A 17,570-nucleotide genomic window follows, 5' to 3' on the forward strand; every position below is an offset into this window, starting at 1 on the left:
TAATTCCAGATGTTTAATCAATATTGCTATCCAATTTAGCCTTAACTGAACTGTATTGCCTTATAAACAAACATAGATAGAAATATACGTAGGCCGATGCACTGCCCACCGGCTCATGGTTTTGGTGGGCAATGCCCTGTCCCCTGTCCCCTGTCCCCTATCTGACTTTTCACGTCATGTGGAAAAGCTAACGACAGACCTAACCCCCCAGCCCCCTTCCCTACTAGGGAAGGGGGAGAAATCAAAGCCTCTCTCCTTGTAGGAGAGAGGTTTGGAGAGAGGTCTTCCAGATCCCGTGAAAAGTCAGGTTCCCTATCACCTGCTATAAAATTAAAAGTTCATGCAAGATATTTCTTTAAATGACGAACATAATCAAAGACCAACATGGGATGAATACTTTTTGATGTTGGCTAAACTCGCCGCTACTCGCTCAACTTGTTTAGCGTTTCCAGTGGGTGCTGTGATTGTGAAAAATAAACAAGTGGTGGCGACTGGTTATAATGGTTCACCATCAGGTTCGGCTCACTGTACTACTCAGGGTTACTGTTATCCTGGGTTGAGTAGCTGTGATGCTAGTAAGACTTTACCATCTAGGGCTGTACACGCAGAAGCAAATGCGATCGCTCAAGCCGCAAAACATGGTATCTCAACAGATGGTGCAAGTATTTACGTTACTCTAGAGCCTTGTTTATCTTGCTTAAAGTTAATTATTTCCGCAGGAATTAAGGAAGTATTTTACGAAACTTCTTTTAACAGTGGCGAGAAAGCATTAGTTAGAGACTCTTTCGTTACAGAAGGTTTAGTAACTTTTAAACAGATTCATCTATCGGAACTAACAGTTAAAAAAGCTGCCTTATTTTTAATCAATCCTACCTCTGTTGCCAGAGCAGCAACAGAAGTATCTGGATTTTAGAACTTTTTACGGGCGATGGCTACGTCTGATTTCGGTAATTTGGTCGGCTACGTCTAAGATAGATTGGGGTATTTCTGTCCCAGTGAAAATAATATCGACGTGGGGAGGGCGTTTAGCTAAAAAGGCTAAAACGTCACTTTCGCTGATCAGTCCAAAGTGAACCGCCAAACTTAACTCATCTAGAACCACAAGCGAATACTTGTCTTCATAGACTACCTGCTGTGTGTGTAACCATAAGTTTTGTAAAGCTTGATTTTCTGCTTCATCTAGATGAGGCGTATCAATGCAGCGTGGCAAATCGCAGCGCAGCCAATCTAAATTTTGACCCAATTGAATTGGTTTGTCTTGTCCTTGATTGATCCCACCTTTGAGAAACTGGACAATTAAAACTGGTGTACCTTGTCCAGCAATTCTCAGGGCTTGCCCCATGACACTGGTAAAAAAGTTACGGTGTGAACTAGTAAAAACTTGTACTAGCCCTTCAATTGGGTATGGTAAGCTAAGGGACGAATTTGCAGTGGGTGTTTCTAACTGGGCAACCATAGAGGAAATTTCAAAAAATCACGATAAATAAAATAGGTTTTGCAGGGATTTGTGTAGAAAATCTACTTGTATAATCAATCTGATTTTGATTCAGCCTTATATGCTGGCAATCTGCTTTATAAGTCAAACACTACGTCTGTCTGAAGTCAAGGGTTAGGGATTGGGGATTGGGGATTGGGAATTGGGTACAAACTCTCCCTCATCTCCCTCATCTCCCTGTTCCCCTCCAGGGAGGGGCTAGGGGTGGGTTACTCCCTCATCTCCCTCATCTCCCCCACTCCCTCATCCCCACCCAGACTCCTTGGCTAAATGTTAGATTTCCATCAAGGTTGGGCAAAACAACTTTATTATGTTTTAAATGTTACTGGTTGAGGAGTTAACTGTTGTGAGATTAGTGATTCTGGGAGGTTCAGGATCTGGGAAAAGTACTCAAGCGCAAAGGCTTTGCAGTCACCTGGAAATTCCTCAGATTTCTACGGGTGAAATGTTACGCGATGCTATTTCCCATGTTAGTGAACTAGGTCGCCACGCCCACCCTTATGTGGCTAAGGGGGAACTAGTTCCTGATGAAATGATTATCGAATTGATTCGGTTGCGTCTGAAAAAGCCGGATGTGAGTGAGGGTTGGGTTTTGGAGGGTTATCCGCGTACTGCTTTCCAAGCTGAAGAGTTGGATTTTTTGCTGGATGAGTTGGGGCAGAAGTTGGACTGGGCAATTTATTTACAAGTACCGGAAGCAGTTATGGTAAGTCGCTCTTTGGGGCGATCGCTACCTGATGACCAACCGGAAATAGTGCAGCGTCGGGTAGAGATTTTCTACGATCGCACTGTCCCTATCTTAGAGTATTATGACCGTCGCCGCCGTCTGTTGACGATTAACGGTGATCAGCCACCAGAATTAGTTTCCCAAAATATTCTCACACTACTTTCAGTCCCCTAACTCTTTAATAAACTTAAAATTTTCTGTAATCAGTTGCAGTGTACTGCACAATATTTTTCATGCTTTATGGCAGAAGCTAGATAAACTAGGGCATAGATGAATCATCAAACCTTGATAGCAAGCAGCGATTAGCGCCTGCCCCCTGTCCCCTGCTATACAATAAAAGTTAGAGGCTACCCTGATGGTTTGGCAGCGTCCCGACGGTAGAAAACCCTGTGAACTCCGTCCCGTTGAATTTCACACCGGATTTACCCGCTTTGCGCCTGGTTCAGTGCTGACGATATGCGGCGAGACTAAGGTACTATGTACAGTTAGCGTTGCCGAAGGCGTACCCAAGTTTCTTCTAGGTAGTGGCAAAGGTTGGTTAACGGCTGAGTATCGGATGCTACCCTCGGCTACACAACAACGCCAAGAACGAGAATTATTGAAATTATCTGGAAGGACGCAAGAAATTCAGCGTTTAATTGGGCGTAGCTTACGCGCAGCATTAGATTTTGAGGCGTTAGGAGAAAGAACTTTAACTGTAGATGCGGATGTGTTGCAAGCTGATGCAGGTACGCGAACAGCAGCAATTACAGGCGGATATGTGGCTTTAGCTGGAGCTATTTCTCAATTATTGCAGCGAGGGGTATTAGAGCGATCGCCCCTATGCGGACAAGTAGCAGCAATTTCCGTTGGTTTATTAGAACAAGAAGCATATTTAGATTTGAATTATATAGAAGATGTAGCGGCAACGGTGGATTTTAATGTTGTGATGAATCACAAGTTAGGAATTATCGAAGTACAAGGAACAGCCGAAGAAGGCAGTTTTAGCCGTACCCAGTTAAATCAACTACTAGATTTAGCCGAAGAAGGCATTCAACAGTTGCTAATTGCCCAACAGGAAGCTATTCCTAATTGGGATAGGCTGTTTGTTGGGTAATAGGGATTGGGTACTGAGAAGAGTATTAATTCCCAGTTCTCTGCCTTATAAATTTCTATTTTTGATGTTAATTATCTAAAATGGCTGTAAGTAGTTCTTAGTTACATACAACTTAAATTTATGACCCTTCTTAATGCTAGTAATTTAACTTTAGAAGAAGTTCACCGTTTGTTTGGATTTCAAGAAAATTATAATGACTCGTTTTCTAATTTATTATCTTTAGAACCTCTAACCGAGAGCGAACAGCAAGAACTTAAGCAAATTAGAGATGATTTTCGGCGTTATCTCAGAGCAGGTAAAGTATCGGAAGGTCAGGTAAAGTTTCTTGTAGTCGCTCCCTTGCTGAGATTAGCAGGCTTTTATCATTATCCTATTGAGATTCGTTTAGAAGAAAATATTGCTGATATAGAAGTTGAAGATGAAGATATTTTTATTAAAGGTAGATTTGATATTTTAGCTATTAATAAAGCTAAATATACAAAAAATTCAGGATACTTTTGGGTATTAATAATAGAATCTAAAAATAGCCAAGTTGATATATCAACGGGATTTCCTCAATTATTAACTTACGCTTATAAAGGGATAGATAATCAAAAATCAGTTTGGGGTTTAACAACTAACGGGAGAAATTATCAGTTCTTTTATATTGAACAGGGTAATCCCCCTAGTTATCATCTCTTACCATCACTAAATTTGATGGAACCTCCGCGTGCAGTTGAGTTGTTACAAGTTCTCAAAGCAATTTGTCAACTGTAGAGGATATTCAGTTTGTGTAACTGATCGTATCCGGGTTTTGGCGATGCACTGCCCACCCTACTAATTTATAGCCTGTAATAACTCTACTATTTGCGATCGCTCCACCAAACTATTCGCGCATAAAATCCCAGAAGCAGCTACAGCTGGTACACCAATTCCCGGCATAGTACTATCACCCACAAGATACAAACCCTGTATTGGTGTATGTGTACTAGGAAACATCCCCTGACCAGCAGCAATAGCCGGGCCGTAGGTTCCTTGATGACGGCGTAGGTAATGGGCATGAGTTAACGGTGTACCGATGAGTTCTAATACTACACGCTCTCTAATGTCGGGAATAATACGTTCTAAAGCACAGTATAAAGACTCTGCTTTCTCCCTTTTCTTCACCGCATAACCATCATTCCGTTCCCATCCGGCGTAAGGTTCGAGAGTGTAAGCATGAACTACGTGATGTCCCTCTGGTGCGAGGCTTGCATCCCACACACTGGGAATCGAAATCATGCAGGTATTACCAGGGATGGTAATATCTTGACTGGAATCTTGGACTACCACATGATGTCCTGTCATTTCTAACCCATCTGCCCTAATGCCTAAATGCAGGTGGATAAAACTATCAACCGTTGGCGTTTTTAGCGCATTTTGGCGGTAAGCAACAGGTAAATCTTCAGGACGTAACAGGTGATTGTAAGTATCCCAAATTGTGGCATTAGAAATGACGATAGGCGCGTTGAGAACTTCCCCATTTTTTAGCCTCACACCCACAACTTTACCAGCTTCTAGCAAAATTTGCTCAACGTGACAACCTAAACGTAACGTCCCACCCCAACGTGACAACCCCCGCACCAAAGCATTGACAATTGCCGCACTACCCCCTACAGGATATTCAACACCAGCGCGGGAACGTTCCCCCAACATAAAAGCCACCTCTGGGGCAATTGTGCCATGTGCTTTCAACCCAGACAGAAGAAAACATTCCAAATCAATCAATCTTCTTACCCAAGGGTGGTGAACCGTTGTATCCATCACATTCCCTACAGAAGACTGAACCAAGGGTAAGTAAGGTAACATTCGCCCCAAGGATGGTAAGTAGCGTTGCAGTAAAAGCAAAATTACCTGCCAGTCTGAGCGCAAGGCTAAGGTGGGAATACCTTTCATCGCATCGTATAGCCCCAACAAGCGTTCTATAAATTGCTGGAGTTCTTTTGCACCCTCTGAAGTGATTTGCTGTACTTCATGAAGGTATTTTTCAGTGTTGCTATATACTGCAACAGTTCCTTCAGGAAAATGGTATTTTCCTAGAGGGTCATAAGGTATAACTTGGAGGGATTCACCTAAGACATCAAGAACCTGTTTGAGGGGATTTAAACTTTGATTGTCTGCTAAACCACAATAAAAGGAGGGGCCAGAATCAAATTCAAATCCGCGCCGCCTAAAACTATGGGCTGCACCACCAGCTATTGTATGACTTTCGCACACAATCACCCGTTTACCATAACGTGCTAACAACCCAGCAGTACATAAGCCACCGATACCGCTACCGATAACTATGGCATCGAGTGGGGGACTGGGGACTGGGGACTGGGGACTGGGGACTGGGGATTTCATATTTTTTTGATGGGGGAGTGGGGGAGATGAGGGAGATGAGGGAGATGAGGGAGTGGGGGGAGATGAGGAAGTGGGGGGAGATGAGGGAGTGGGGGGAGATGAGGGAGAATAACTATGGACTATGGACTTTTGACTGTTGACTATGGACTATGGACTGTTGACTATTGACTATTGACTATTGACTATTGACCAATGACACAACCACTAATTGAACTCAAAGGCGTTTCTAAATCTTTTGGTAATAATCAGGTTTTAGACAATGTAGATTTGACGATTTACCGGGGTGAAGCTTTAGGAATTATCGGCCCTTCTGGTACGGGGAAGTCAACAATTTTACGTGTAATTGCTGGCTTAATTGCTCCTGATGCTGGAGAAGTTTACGTGCAGGGAGTAAAAAGGGAGGGGTTGATTGAAGATGCTCAAGACCCAGTTGGTATTAGTATGGTGTTTCAGCAAGCGGCATTATTTGATTCCTTGACTGTAGAAGAGAATGTGGGATTTTTACTGTATCAACATTCCAAGTTACCGCGATCGCGTATCCGGAAGTTAGTGGAAGAAAAATTAGACATGGTTGGTTTACACGGTATCAGTAATCTTTACCCATCGGAACTTTCTGGGGGGATGCGAAAACGGGTAAGTTTTGCTCGCGCGATTATGTCTAACCCCGATAATGCCGCAGAAGGCCCGGAAGTTTTACTTTACGACGAACCGACTGCTGGACTTGATCCTATTGCTTCCACTGTTATAGAAGATTTAATCCGCGATTTGCAATCTAGACACGGAGTTTGTGGTACTTATGCGATCGTCACTCACCAAGATAGTACTATTAGACGCACATCTGATAGACTGGTGTTTCTCTATCAAGGCAAAGTGCAATGGGAGGGAACAGTTAGCGACATAGATAACACCGACGACCCATTAATCAATCAATTCTTGAGTGGAAGTGTACAAGGGCCAATTCAGGTAGTAGGTTAATTCAATGCTGAGTTATCAGTAGTGATATTAATCATATAAAGCCTTGCAAGAAGCACGGATTTTCAAACCCATTTTTCTGGTAAAATATGCGAGATTTCTTCACCAATCGTTTTACATCCCAACGTACATTGAGGGAAGGTTCAGTGGGGTTGTTATTTCTGCTAGGAGTAGGAACCTTTGTACTGATTATCTTGTGGTTGAATAGGTATACTGCTGCTCGTAGTACCTACAAGGCAATTGTGGAATTTGCCAATGCAGGGGGGATGCAAAGAGGAGCGTTAGTCCGTTACCGTGGCGTAAGAGTGGGACGCATTTCTCAGATTCAACCAGGGCCGAATGCTGTAGAAGTGGAAATTGAAATTGGTCAACCTGACCTGATTATTCCTCGCGATGTGGTGATTGAAGCGAATCAAACCGGATTAATTAGTGAAAGTATTATCGATATTACACCCAAGTCATCACTACCTGCTGGGCAAAATATCGCCAAACCCCTAGATAGGAATTGTAACTCCAGCGTCATTATTTGTAATAATGCTCGGTTAAAGGGACAAATAGGTATAAGTGTTGATGCGCTGATTCGTAGTAGTACTGATTTGGCTAATGCCTATAACAACCCAGAATTTTATCAGAAGGTGAATAGGCTGCTGGAAACTTCCTCACAAGCTGCGACTGGTATAGCCGCACTGAGTCAGGATTTTCGCAGTTTGAGTAAAACCTTTCAAGGGCAGTTAGGTACTTTTACTACCACCGCTACTACTGTACAACAAGCAACCAATCGATTGACAGCCTCTACCACGAAAACTGTTGATCAACTGGGTGTGACAGCCAGTCAATTTGGCACAACGGCAACTCAAGCAAGTCGTTTGTTGAGTGATTTGGATAACCTATTAACTAGCAATCGCTCAACGTTGGTTGGTGCTTTAAATAATATTACAGAAACTAGCAATCAACTACGCTTGACTGTAGGCAATTTATCACCAAGTTTGAATCGTTTGACTCAAGGAGAGTTAATCAAGAATTTAGAAACTCTCTCAGCAAATGCGGCGGAAGCCTCGGCTAATTTGCGAAATGCGACTCAAACTTTAAATGATCCGAAAAATGCGGTGCTGCTACAACAGACTTTAGATTCGGCTAGGGTAACATTTGAAAATACACAAAAAATTACATCTGATTTAGATGAATTGACAGGTGATCCTAACTTCCGGCAAAATCTCAGACAATTGGTAAATGGTCTAAGTAATTTGGTGTCTTCTACAGACCAAATGGAACAGCAAGCAAAGTTAGTCACCACGTTAGAGTCGATGAAAGCCGTCGCCAATACACCAACAGTAATTCCCCCCACCCTTACAGCTAATTCCTCAACCACCACCGCAACAAGTGTAGATAACCAGCCTCAATTCAAGAGTGTGGCATCATCTCAGGAAAAATTGTTACAGCAGCTAAGGGAATATGCGGAAAAGGAGACTAGGGAGTAGGGACTGGGGAAAGGGGAAAGGGGAAGGGGAAAGGGGGAAAGGGAAAGGGGGAAGGGAAGAAGCCTTTAACCACTGTCAACTGATAACTGTCAACTGATAACTGATAACTGTCAACTGATAACTGTCAACTGATAACTGATAACTGATAACTGATAACTGTCAACTGTCAACTAACTTCGCCACAGCAGCAATTAATTCATCAGCGTTGAGTGGTTTGGGGAGATGTAGCTGATATCCGGCTTGGAGTGCTTGTTCTCGATCATATTGTCGCGCGAAGGCGGTTAAGGCGATCGCCGGAATTTGTCCTCCTTGTTCTTTTGTCCAAGTCCTTACCTGTTGGATTAACGTATAGCCATTCATCTCTGGCATACTAATATCACTCACCAAAACATCCGGTTTGATTTTTGGCAATAGCTGTAATGCTTCTAATGCTGAAGCCGCCAAGCTGACCTCGGCTCCCTCTTGCTCTAAAATAAAAGCTAGAAAATCTCGTGAATCTGCATCGTCATCAACTACCAAAGTCTTAATCCCCATAAGGGGCAAAGAGTTAGCCTCTAATGATGCAGAATGATCTTGCTCATCGTTGACACTCACTTCATCTTCTGGCAGCATTGGTAATCGTACAGTGAAAGTTGCCCCTTGTTCTTCCCCATCGCTTTGTGCAGTCACAGTACCACCGTGAATTTCTACAATTTTCCGCACAATTGCTAGTCCTAACCCTAGTCCGCCAAATCTTCTCGTAGAACTGCTGTCGGCTTGGCGGAAGTAATCAAATACATAAGGTAAAAACTCTGGACTAATCCCTTTACCAGTATCACTGACTACGATTTGAGCATTGTGATCAACCTGTTCTAAATATACTTCTATTTTGCCGCCATTGGGTGTAAATTTCACAGCATTAGAAAGCAGATTCCATACTACTTGTTGCAAGCGAGCAGAATCACCCATAACCTGTCTTATATTGGGTGCAAATCTTGTCGATATCTCAATGGACTTAGTTTCAGCAGCCAAACGTATGGTTTCTATTGCTGTTGATATGACAATAGCTAAATTTACTTTAGTAACATTTATGGCTAACTTTCCCTGTAATATTCTGGAGATATCTAGCAAATCCTCAATGAGTTGTACCTGTAACGTAGCATTACGTTCAATCGTGGCGAGGGCTTGCGATGTCCTTGCCGGATTAAGCTGACGCTCTTGTAGTAATTTAGACCAACCAAGAATCGCATTCAAGGGAGTACGTAACTCATGAGAGAGAACTGCTAAAAATTCATCTTTAATGCGGTTAGCTGTTTGCTCTAATTCTAAAAGACGCGCCCTCTCTTCTAAAATTTGTTTTTGCTCGTGAATATCAGTACAAGTACCGAACCACTTGACTACCTTACCTTGCTGGTCTTTCAGTGGAAATGCCCGCCCTAATTGCCAGCGATAGGAACCATCCACAGCGCGTTTAAAGCGGTATTCATTCTCATATAAAGTACCCGTTTCTACAGCTTTTAACCATACTTCATAACTACGTTCTACATCCTCTGGATGCAAAACTGTTAACCATCCAGAACCTAAAGACTGTTCTAAGGTTAACCCAGTATAATCGCACCAGTTTTGATTATAGTAATCACAATCACCGTTAGCATTAGCCGTCCAGACAATTTGAGGTATTGCTTCGGCTAAATAACGATAGCGTTCTTCACTTTCTTTGAGAACTTCTAGGATACGCTGACGTTCATTAATTTCTTGTTGTAATTTCTCGTTTGCCTTACTAATTTCATTAGTGCGGAGACTGACTATTTCTTCTAAATGATTTTGGTATTTTCTTAGTTCTGCCTCTACCTTTAAACGTTCTAATATTTCATTTTGCAATTCTTGATTTGCTGTTGCGAGTTGAGCCGGACTAGGAAGTGCTAGAGCCTGTGGAACTAAAGGTATGAGTGCTAATGCTGTAAATACAGATATAATTGCTGTTGCAGCCTTTAAAAAACCTGCTGTCCAATAAGTAGGATACCATAGTGTCAAAATCTCCATGAGGTGGGTTGTCCCACAAGCCACAATAAACCCACTAAATAATAGGAATATCCAATAGAAGGGTAAATCTTTGCGCCTACGGACGAAGTAGAAAAGTGTAGCAGGAATGGAATAGTAAGCTACTGCAATTAGCCCATCAGATATTATATGTAACCAAACTAAATCCGTTTTCCATAAATAGCAATGCCCATGTGGAATAAATGGGGATGAATTAAAAATATAATTCCATAGTTCTGACATATTGTTGCAAATTAATACTCTATTTTATTCATGTAGTTTTTGGTTAAAAATTTTTGTTTATTGAAAGACTTATTTAAACATGAGTCAAAAATACTAGTGTTTGATGATTGTTATTACTTTGATTAAAAAATACATTAGTCTGGGCTGTGCCTTGAAAAAGTATAATAAGGTGGACATTGCCCAACCTATAAATACTTTAATTGTTTTCCAAAATTAAATCCAATGCCAATATAAGCTTTCTGATATTAACTAAGTATGATAATCGTTGGTATCACACTTACCCAATAAATTTAACACTATAATTTAGATAGACTATAAGTATATGTACTCTAAATAAACTTGTCAGTGATGGGTATCACGACAAGCTTTAAGATTATGTAAGATCAATACTCTGAGCATTTTGGATAGGGAGATACTCGGCTTGGCTACTCTTGGGGTGAACATAGACCATATTGCTACCATTCGGCAAGCGCGGCGGACGGTGGAACCAGACCCTGTGGCGGCGGCGGTACTGGCAGAATTAGGCGGGGCTGATGGTATCACCGTACATTTACGGGAAGACCGTCGGCATATTCAAGACCGGGATGTACGGTTGTTGCGGGAAACTGTGCGTACACATCTAAATTTGGAAATGGCGGCTACAGATGAAATGGTGGGAATAGCCCTTGACATCAAACCCGATTATGTGACACTAGTTCCAGAAAAGCGAGAGGAAGTAACCACAGAGGGCGGTTTAGATATTGTCGGGCAAATTGCTAGAATAGGTGAGGTAGTTAGTAAGTTGCAGAATGCTGGCATTCCTGTGAGTTTGTTTATTGATGCTGAACTTTCACAAATCGAGGCATCTGTCAAGGTGCAAGCAAAGTTTATTGAACTGCACACTGGCAGGTATGCCGAAGCGACCGATGAAACTAGCCGCCAGCAAGAGCTAGCATTTTTAGCCGCAGGGTGTGAACAAGCAATTAAATCCGGGCTGCGAGTCAACGCTGGTCATGGACTCACCTACTGGAACGTTTACCCCGTGGCTGCACTCCCAGGGATGGAAGAACTGAACATTGGTCATACCATCATCAGCCGGGCGGCTTTGGTAGGGATAGAAAGGGCAGTTCGGGAGATGAAGCAGGCGATAAGAGGGGAGTAGGGAGTCAGTGAACAGTGAACAGTGAACAGTGAACAGTGAACAGTGAACAGTGAACAGTGAACAGTGAACAGTGAACAGTGAATATAACCTGATAACTGATAACTGATAACTGATAACTGATAACTGATAACTGATAACTGATAACTGATAACTGATAACTGATAACTGCCTCTAGAGGGGAATTACTGCGAAATCTGGAAAATCTTTGGTATTTTGAAAGACTTCTATGAGCGCAACACAATCTAACAACCTGCCGCTTTGGGTACAGGATAGGGATAAGGTGATTGCTGAAAGCACCGATGTTGAATGGCGCTATCAGACTCCTCCAGATTATTCTCGGTCTAAGGAAAATCTTGCTAAAGAGAGTACAAGCAATCACTTAGAGGGTACACTGGAAGCGATCGTCCAGAACTTGGTGAGAACCTTCGAGATGGAGGTATCTTTCAAGGCTAACCCGCAGCAGTGGTTGTCGATTGTCAATGACAAGTTTCGTGTAAGTACTAATGGTGGGCCGGAGTATAAGGCAGCAGATTTATATGCCCAAGGTACTTACAATTTATTTATGGCGGATTCTGAACATTACAAAGCTTCTGAAGAAAGCTTTGAATCATCCGCGAAACTCTTCCATACAACATTTCCCCAGGGTTTCCCTTGGGAGGTGTTGGAAGTCTACTCAGGGCCACCAACTGTTACATTCAAATGGCGACACTGGGGGCATTTTCACGGTGCATATAAAGATTATGCACCCACTGGAGAGACAGTAGAAATCATCGGCTTGAGTGTTGCTCATGTAACTGATGATTTAAAAATTATTTCTTTGGAACACTATTTTGACAACCAGCTGTTCTTAGATAAGTTGACATCTGGTGGTAAAACAAATAGTGAAACTAAAGGAAGTGGCTGTCCTTTCGGTTCTTGGTTTAAAAAATCGGGCAAGGGTTAGTTTAGGAGGGTGTAAGGGTGTGAGGGTGTAAGGGTATTAAAGCAAAAATATTCACCCCTATACCCCTATACCCCTATACCCCTATACCCTATAGTCCTAATACTGTACCCTAAAATTATTAGTACACAGAGGATAACAATGCAAACATATTATTACGTTTTGGCTAGCCGACGCTTTTTACTACAAGAAGAACCTATGGAGGAAGTGCTGAAAGAACGTACTCGCCATTACCACGAACAAGAAAAAGAGATTGATTTTTGGTTGGTTCCCCAACCTGCATTTTTAGAAACACCTGAATTTGCACAAATTAAGGCGAAGTGTCCTCAGCCAGCCGCCGCGATTATTTCTACTAATGCTCAATTTATTACTTGGCTCAAACTCCGGTTAGAGTATGTGATTACAGGTGAATTTTCTGCTCCTTCGGAAACAATTCCTGAGCCTTTGGCATCTTTAGCTACAGCTTCTTAGTCAATTGGTCATTAGTCAACAGTCATTAGTCAACAGTCAACAGTCAACAATTTTGCACTATGGACTATTGACTTTTGACTATGGACTATTGACTAATTACTAAATAGAATCTTTTAGGTATTCACTATTTATACAACTTAAATTCTGTGCAGAAATTTGCAACTTTACCTGGTGTAGTAGGATTGGCGATCGCAAGTGCGTCTTTGATGGGTAGCATAACTTCTGCAAGCGCCCAATCTTCTGTTCCTGTGTGTCAACCTCCCGGTGCTGGCGAGTATCTTTTATTGGTAGTTAGTCCCACAGCAGAAAGTCGCACCCAGTTACGGAATGCTTTACCAAATGAAATTAAAACTACTACCTGCCAATACTTAAATGATACGGTGACACGTATAGGCGGATTTAGGAGCATTGATGATGCCAACCGTTGGGCTAGATATATCAACACTATAGTTGGGTTGTCTGCCATCATCACTACAAGACCTGGAGAAGCAGCAACCCAACAGCCACAGCCTCCAAGGGTGACATTTAATCCTCAAGCTTTAGGTCAGGGATATGCTGTGTTGGTTGATTATTACAACCGTCCAGAAATAGTCAATAGTGTACAACAAGCTGTAGGCGGTAATGTAGGTTTAGCTTCCTACGGACAACGCCCTTACCTGTTGGCTGTTTACACTACTAATCAACAAGAAGCTTATAACACATTACAAAGGCTCAATGAACGCGGTTTCGTTGCTGTGTTAGTGAATAGCCGTAATGTCATGTTACTGCGATCGGTTGTGCGGTGATATAGCAGGGGACTGGGGACTGGGGACAGGCGCTCAATTGCTGCTTGCTATCAAGATTTTATGATTCATTTATGTCCTCACCTATGTGGCTACTGCTATATTTGTTGACTGTTGACTGTTGACTATGGACTGTTGACTATGGACTGTTGACTATTGACTATTGACTATTGACTATGGACTGTTGACTATCAATAAAGCTCTAGCTAGCCAAGATATAGTTATGCCCAAAGCTGACCCGGCTATTACCTGGACGGGTGTGTGTCCTAATAATTCTTTGAGTCTGTCTTGGCTAAAGTCTGGTTTTTCGTGAAATAACTCGTCAATCATTTGATTGAGGATGCGGGCTTGCTTTCCGGCTGCTTGGCGAACTCCTGCTGCATCGTACATGACAATGATGGCAAAAACCGCAGCTAAGGCAAAATCGGGTGATGCCCAGCCGAGAGTTTGCCCGACACCAGCAGCAAGGGCTGTTACTAGGGCTGAATGGGCGCTGGGCATTCCGCCAGTGGTGACGAGAACGCGCACATTCAGTTTCCGATTTTTAATTAGCTCAACAAATAGCTTTAAAGCTTGAGCGACAAAACAAGCTACCAGAGCAACCAGCAGCACCCGGTTGTCTAAAATTGCGCCTATGTCCTGCATGGTATTTTGGTTTGGTTAGTCAATGTTATCAGTTATCAGTTATCAGTTGTCAGTTGTCAGTTGTCAGTGGTAATGATTATATCTTGACTGCCTCCTGCCTCCTGCCTCCTGCCTTCTGCCTCCTGACTCCTTGTTTAGTGGTTGCGGCTGGTGATAAAATGAGCGATCGCTTTTAGGGGTTGTGCGCGTTCTCCAAATGGTTCGAGTTCTGCACAGGCTGCTTCTATTAACTCTTGGGCTTTGAGTCTTGATTGTTCCAGTCCCCATAAACTGGGATAGGTGACTTTCTTGGCGATGAGGTCTTTACCCGCAGTTTTACCTAATTGCTCTTGAGTGGAGGTAATATCGAGAATATCATCAACGATTTGGAATGCTAACCCAATATTTTGTGAGTAGCTTGTGAGTCTTTGGATATCTTCTGCTGATGCACTAGCCAAAATACCGCCACAGACAACACAGGCTTCTAAGAGGGCGGCTGTTTTGTGATTATGGATGAAATTGAGGGTTTCTAAGGAAATATCTGATTTTCCTTCTGATTCTAGGTCAACTACTTGACCCCCAACTAATCCAGCCGCCCCTAACGCGCGTCCTAAACGGGCTATTACTTGTAAAACTTTGTCTCTAGGCACATTTTCCGGTGTGCGGATAGCTACAAACTCGAAAGCGTAAGCGAGTAAGCCATCTCCTGCCAAAATCGCAATATCTTCACCATAAACTTTGTGATTTGTCAACATACCGCGACGATAATCATCATTATCCATCGCTGGTAGGTCATCATGAATCAAGGACATGGTGTGGCTCATTTCCACGGCACAAGCTGTAGGCATAGCCATTTCGATTGTACCGCCCATCATTTCACAGGTAGCTAAACAGAGAATGGGACGCAGGCGCTTACCTCCAGCTAAGAGTGAGTAGCGCATTGATTCATAGATTTTTTCGGGATAAATGATGGGTATTGCTTCATCTAAAGCAGCTTCACATAGTTTTTGGCGTTCTTTGAGATAAGCGACTAAGTTAAATTTGGCTTCCTCTGACATCTTCTGAAGGTTATCAGCTGCTACCATTCTCACAATTCCTTAAATTTTTGGCTTTTGGCTGTTTATCATACACGTCACAATTTTAAGATGCTCTGGAGCCAAAAGATTAACTATTGCGGCTTTAATCCTTAAAGATGAATGATAAATGATGCTTTATGTTACGATTCGTAATTTTTCATTTAACATTCAAGACTCCGCTTTCTTTTGCTGTTTGTAAATAGCTGGCGACTGTATTTTGTAATAATAAAGCGACAGTCATAGGCCCAACACCGCCTGGAACTGGGGTAATATATTCTGCCACGCCAGCGATAGATGGGTAATCAATATCGCCTACTAAGCGACTCTTGCCATTAGCACCAGTGACACGATTCATCCCCACATCTACCACAACTGCCCCTGGTTTCACCATGTCAGCAGTAATTAATCCTGGTAAACCAGCCGCCGCAATGAGAAGATCGGCATTTTGGGTGATGGATTTGAGGTCTTGCGATCGCGAATGGGCAATAGTCACAGTAGCATCAGCTTCTAGGAGCATCAAAGCCATTGGCTTACCTACTAAGATACTCCGTCCCACCACCACAGCCTGCTTTCCGCGTAAAGAAATTTCATATTCTGCCAACAGGCGCATAACTCCGGCTGGTGTGCAACTGCGTAAGCCCCTTTCCCCACGCACCAAACGCCCCAAATTTACCGGGTGTAGTCCATCAGCATCTTTATCTGGTTCTATTTGGTGCAGCAGTTTCACCGCATCCAAATGTGGAGGTAGGGGTAGCTGTACGAGAATACCATCTACTTGTTCATCTTGGTTGAGTTGCGCGATCGCCTCTTCCAATTCCTCTTGGGTAGTTTCTGTGGGAAAATGCTTACCAAAAGAAGCAATACCCACCTTAGCGCAGGCTTTTTCTTTATTACCTACATAAGCGGCTGAGGCTGGGTTATCACCCACCATCAACACCGCCAACCCAGGAGGGCGACCAATTTTAGCTTGTGTTTCGGTGATTTGGGCAGTAAGTTCTTGGTAAATTTTTTCCGCTAAAGCTTTACCATCAAGAATTTTGGCAGTTTTTGTTTCCATAACGACCCCCAGAAGACGCGCCTGCAAATTTCAGTTGTCCGCAGTGTTTATCTTCTCATAATGGGAGTGGGTGAGTCAGTGAACAGTTATCAGTTATCAGTAAACACAACTTGACAACTGACAACTGACAACTGACAACTGACTAATGACTAATTAGTGATTTTTATGTTGTATGCAAGAAAATTTAACAATTTGGGATTGATGCTGCTGTTGGTGGTGGGGTTGTGGGGTTGCGATAATTTGAAGATGACAGTATCGCCGGGCGGTAACATTAGTTTTGGTCGCAATGTGACAGCGATAGGGAATATTAAACCAACACAAGACCAACAGACTACGGTTTACATCCAAGGTAGGGTAGAACAGCGAGTTCCTTTATTGCAGGGACAGGTGTATCAAGTTAATGATTCTACTGGCAGCATTTGGGTGGTAAGTAAGCAAAATAATCTCAAGGAAGGGGAGTTGGCAACGTTTAGGGGTAAAGTTCGCTATGAAAGTATTACTATTGCTGGGCAACAATTTGGGGAAGTTTATTTAATAGAAGAGTGATACTGATAACAGGAACTTACATTTTAATTTTATGAGTAAAGAACAAGTACAAGTAGCGATCGCTATCCTTTACCGCAATAATCAGTTTCTCATGCAGTTACGGGACGATATCCCCACTATTCCCTATCCTGCACATTGGGCTTTATTTGGTGGTCACATTGAACCAGGAGAAACACCAGAGATAGCAGTAGAACGAGAAATTTTAGAAGAAATTGGCTATGTTCTCCCACCTTTTGCCAAATTTGGCTGTTACCCAGACGAGACAGTAGTCCGTCATGTATTTCATGCGCCACTATTAGTAGAATTGGATCAACTGGTGTTAAATGAAGGTTGGGACATGGGCTTATTAACACCGGATGATATTCGTAAGGGGAAATTTTATTCAGCCAACGCCGGCGCAGAAAAGCCTATCGGATCAGCAGCACAGCAAATTCTATTAGAGTTTATGGAAATTAGTCATTAGTCATTAGTCATTAGTCATTAGTCAGTTGTTATTTTCCCCCTTCCCCTTTCCCCTTTCCCCCTTCCCCCTTTCCCTT

The 17,570-nt window shown here is 42.7% G+C and carries 18 protein-coding genes; 12 read left to right on the forward strand and 6 right to left on the reverse strand.

Going from position 1 to position 17,570, the window contains the following annotated elements; all coding sequences use genetic code 11:
* Window positions 1–340: 340 nt before the first annotated feature.
* Window positions 341–913, forward strand: a complete 573-nt coding sequence (locus H6G83_RS03020; RefSeq protein WP_190466751.1) for a deoxycytidylate deaminase — start codon at window positions 341–343, stop codon at window positions 911–913.
* A 6-nt stretch (window positions 914–919) separates the two neighbouring features.
* Here H6G83_RS03020 and H6G83_RS03025 read toward each other — a convergent pair whose 3' ends face one another.
* The gene (locus H6G83_RS03025; protein ID WP_190466754.1) at window positions 920–1,456 is read right to left on the reverse strand and encodes a P-loop NTPase family protein; all 537 of its coding nucleotides are present in this window, start codon (window positions 1,454–1,456) and stop codon (window positions 920–922) included.
* 385 nt (window positions 1,457–1,841) lie between these two features.
* Between H6G83_RS03025 and H6G83_RS03030 the strand changes: the two genes are divergently transcribed.
* From H6G83_RS03030 to H6G83_RS03040, 3 genes are all read left to right on the forward strand, one after another.
* Entirely contained in the window at window positions 1,842–2,396 is a 555-nt protein-coding gene (locus H6G83_RS03030; RefSeq protein ID WP_190466757.1) for an adenylate kinase family protein, read from the forward strand.
* 181 nt (window positions 2,397–2,577) lie between these two features.
* On the forward strand, window positions 2,578–3,318 hold the full coding sequence (rph, locus tag H6G83_RS03035; RefSeq protein WP_190466760.1) for a ribonuclease PH: 741 nt from the start codon (window positions 2,578–2,580) through the stop codon (window positions 3,316–3,318).
* Between the two features lie 120 nt (window positions 3,319–3,438).
* On the forward strand, window positions 3,439–4,074 hold the full coding sequence (locus H6G83_RS03040) for a restriction endonuclease subunit R (protein ID WP_190466763.1): 636 nt from the start codon (window positions 3,439–3,441) through the stop codon (window positions 4,072–4,074).
* Between the two features lie 60 nt (window positions 4,075–4,134).
* Here the strand turns inward: H6G83_RS03040 and H6G83_RS03045 are convergent, their stop codons facing one another.
* Window positions 4,135–5,682 (reverse strand): phytoene desaturase family protein, encoded by a 1,548-nt coding sequence (locus H6G83_RS03045; RefSeq protein WP_190466765.1) that lies wholly within the window; start codon window positions 5,680–5,682, stop codon window positions 4,135–4,137.
* A gap of 192 nt (window positions 5,683–5,874) precedes the next feature.
* Here H6G83_RS03045 and H6G83_RS03050 point away from each other — a divergent pair, with 192 nt between their 5' ends.
* Window positions 5,875–6,657, forward strand: a complete 783-nt coding sequence (locus H6G83_RS03050; RefSeq protein WP_190466768.1) for an ABC transporter ATP-binding protein — start codon at window positions 5,875–5,877, stop codon at window positions 6,655–6,657.
* A gap of 86 nt (window positions 6,658–6,743) precedes the next feature.
* Window positions 6,744–8,132 carry an MlaD family protein gene (locus H6G83_RS03055; protein ID WP_190466771.1) on the forward strand — a complete coding sequence of 463 codons (1,389 nt, stop codon included), beginning with the start codon at window positions 6,744–6,746 and terminating at the stop codon, window positions 8,130–8,132.
* Window positions 8,133–8,291: 159 nt separating this feature from the next.
* On the opposite strand, the gene H6G83_RS03060 is transcribed toward H6G83_RS03055, so the two are convergent.
* Complete coding sequence (locus tag H6G83_RS03060) at window positions 8,292–10,394, reverse strand: hybrid sensor histidine kinase/response regulator (RefSeq protein ID WP_190466774.1); 2,103 nt, start codon at window positions 10,392–10,394, stop codon at window positions 8,292–8,294.
* A gap of 421 nt (window positions 10,395–10,815) precedes the next feature.
* Between H6G83_RS03060 and H6G83_RS03065 the strand changes: the two genes are divergently transcribed.
* The 4 genes from H6G83_RS03065 to H6G83_RS03080 all read left to right on the forward strand — a co-directional run bounded on the left by H6G83_RS03065 (window position 10,816) and on the right by H6G83_RS03080 (window position 13,731).
* Complete coding sequence (locus H6G83_RS03065) at window positions 10,816–11,535, forward strand: pyridoxine 5'-phosphate synthase (protein ID WP_190466778.1); 720 nt, start codon at window positions 10,816–10,818, stop codon at window positions 11,533–11,535.
* A gap of 226 nt (window positions 11,536–11,761) precedes the next feature.
* On the forward strand, window positions 11,762–12,478 hold the full coding sequence (locus H6G83_RS03070) for a SnoaL-like polyketide cyclase (RefSeq protein ID WP_190466781.1): 717 nt from the start codon (window positions 11,762–11,764) through the stop codon (window positions 12,476–12,478).
* 138 nt (window positions 12,479–12,616) lie between these two features.
* Window positions 12,617–12,946, forward strand: a complete 330-nt coding sequence (locus H6G83_RS03075; protein WP_190466785.1) for an MgPME-cyclase complex family protein — start codon at window positions 12,617–12,619, stop codon at window positions 12,944–12,946.
* A gap of 146 nt (window positions 12,947–13,092) precedes the next feature.
* Window positions 13,093–13,731: a hypothetical protein gene (locus tag H6G83_RS03080; RefSeq protein ID WP_190466788.1), complete on the forward strand. Its 639-nt coding sequence runs from the start codon at window positions 13,093–13,095 to the stop codon at window positions 13,729–13,731.
* Between the two features lie 171 nt (window positions 13,732–13,902).
* Here H6G83_RS03080 and H6G83_RS03085 read toward each other — a convergent pair whose 3' ends face one another.
* The 3 genes from H6G83_RS03085 to folD form a co-directional block, all read right to left on the reverse strand.
* Window positions 13,903–14,373, reverse strand: coding sequence for a divergent PAP2 family protein (locus tag H6G83_RS03085; protein WP_190466791.1), 471 nt, complete (start codon window positions 14,371–14,373; stop codon window positions 13,903–13,905).
* 134 nt (window positions 14,374–14,507) lie between these two features.
* Complete coding sequence (gene crtE / locus H6G83_RS03090) at window positions 14,508–15,437, reverse strand: geranylgeranyl diphosphate synthase CrtE (protein ID WP_190466794.1); 930 nt, start codon at window positions 15,435–15,437, stop codon at window positions 14,508–14,510.
* Between the two features lie 148 nt (window positions 15,438–15,585).
* Window positions 15,586–16,485 carry a bifunctional methylenetetrahydrofolate dehydrogenase/methenyltetrahydrofolate cyclohydrolase FolD gene (folD, locus tag H6G83_RS03095; protein WP_190466796.1) on the reverse strand — a complete coding sequence of 300 codons (900 nt, stop codon included), beginning with the start codon at window positions 16,483–16,485 and terminating at the stop codon, window positions 15,586–15,588.
* Window positions 16,486–16,650: 165 nt separating this feature from the next.
* Here folD and H6G83_RS03100 point away from each other — a divergent pair, with 165 nt between their 5' ends.
* Together H6G83_RS03100 and H6G83_RS03105 are read left to right on the forward strand one after the other, a co-directional pair.
* Window positions 16,651–17,031: a hypothetical protein gene (locus tag H6G83_RS03100; RefSeq protein ID WP_190466800.1), complete on the forward strand. Its 381-nt coding sequence runs from the start codon at window positions 16,651–16,653 to the stop codon at window positions 17,029–17,031.
* A gap of 31 nt (window positions 17,032–17,062) precedes the next feature.
* Window positions 17,063–17,494, forward strand: coding sequence for an NUDIX hydrolase (locus H6G83_RS03105; protein WP_190466802.1), 432 nt, complete (start codon window positions 17,063–17,065; stop codon window positions 17,492–17,494).
* Window positions 17,495–17,570: the final 76 nt, after the last annotated feature.

Source organism: Anabaena azotica FACHB-119, from assembly GCF_014697625.1.
Taxonomy (GTDB): Bacteria; Cyanobacteriota; Cyanobacteriia; order Cyanobacteriales; family Nostocaceae; genus Trichormus; species Trichormus azoticus_A.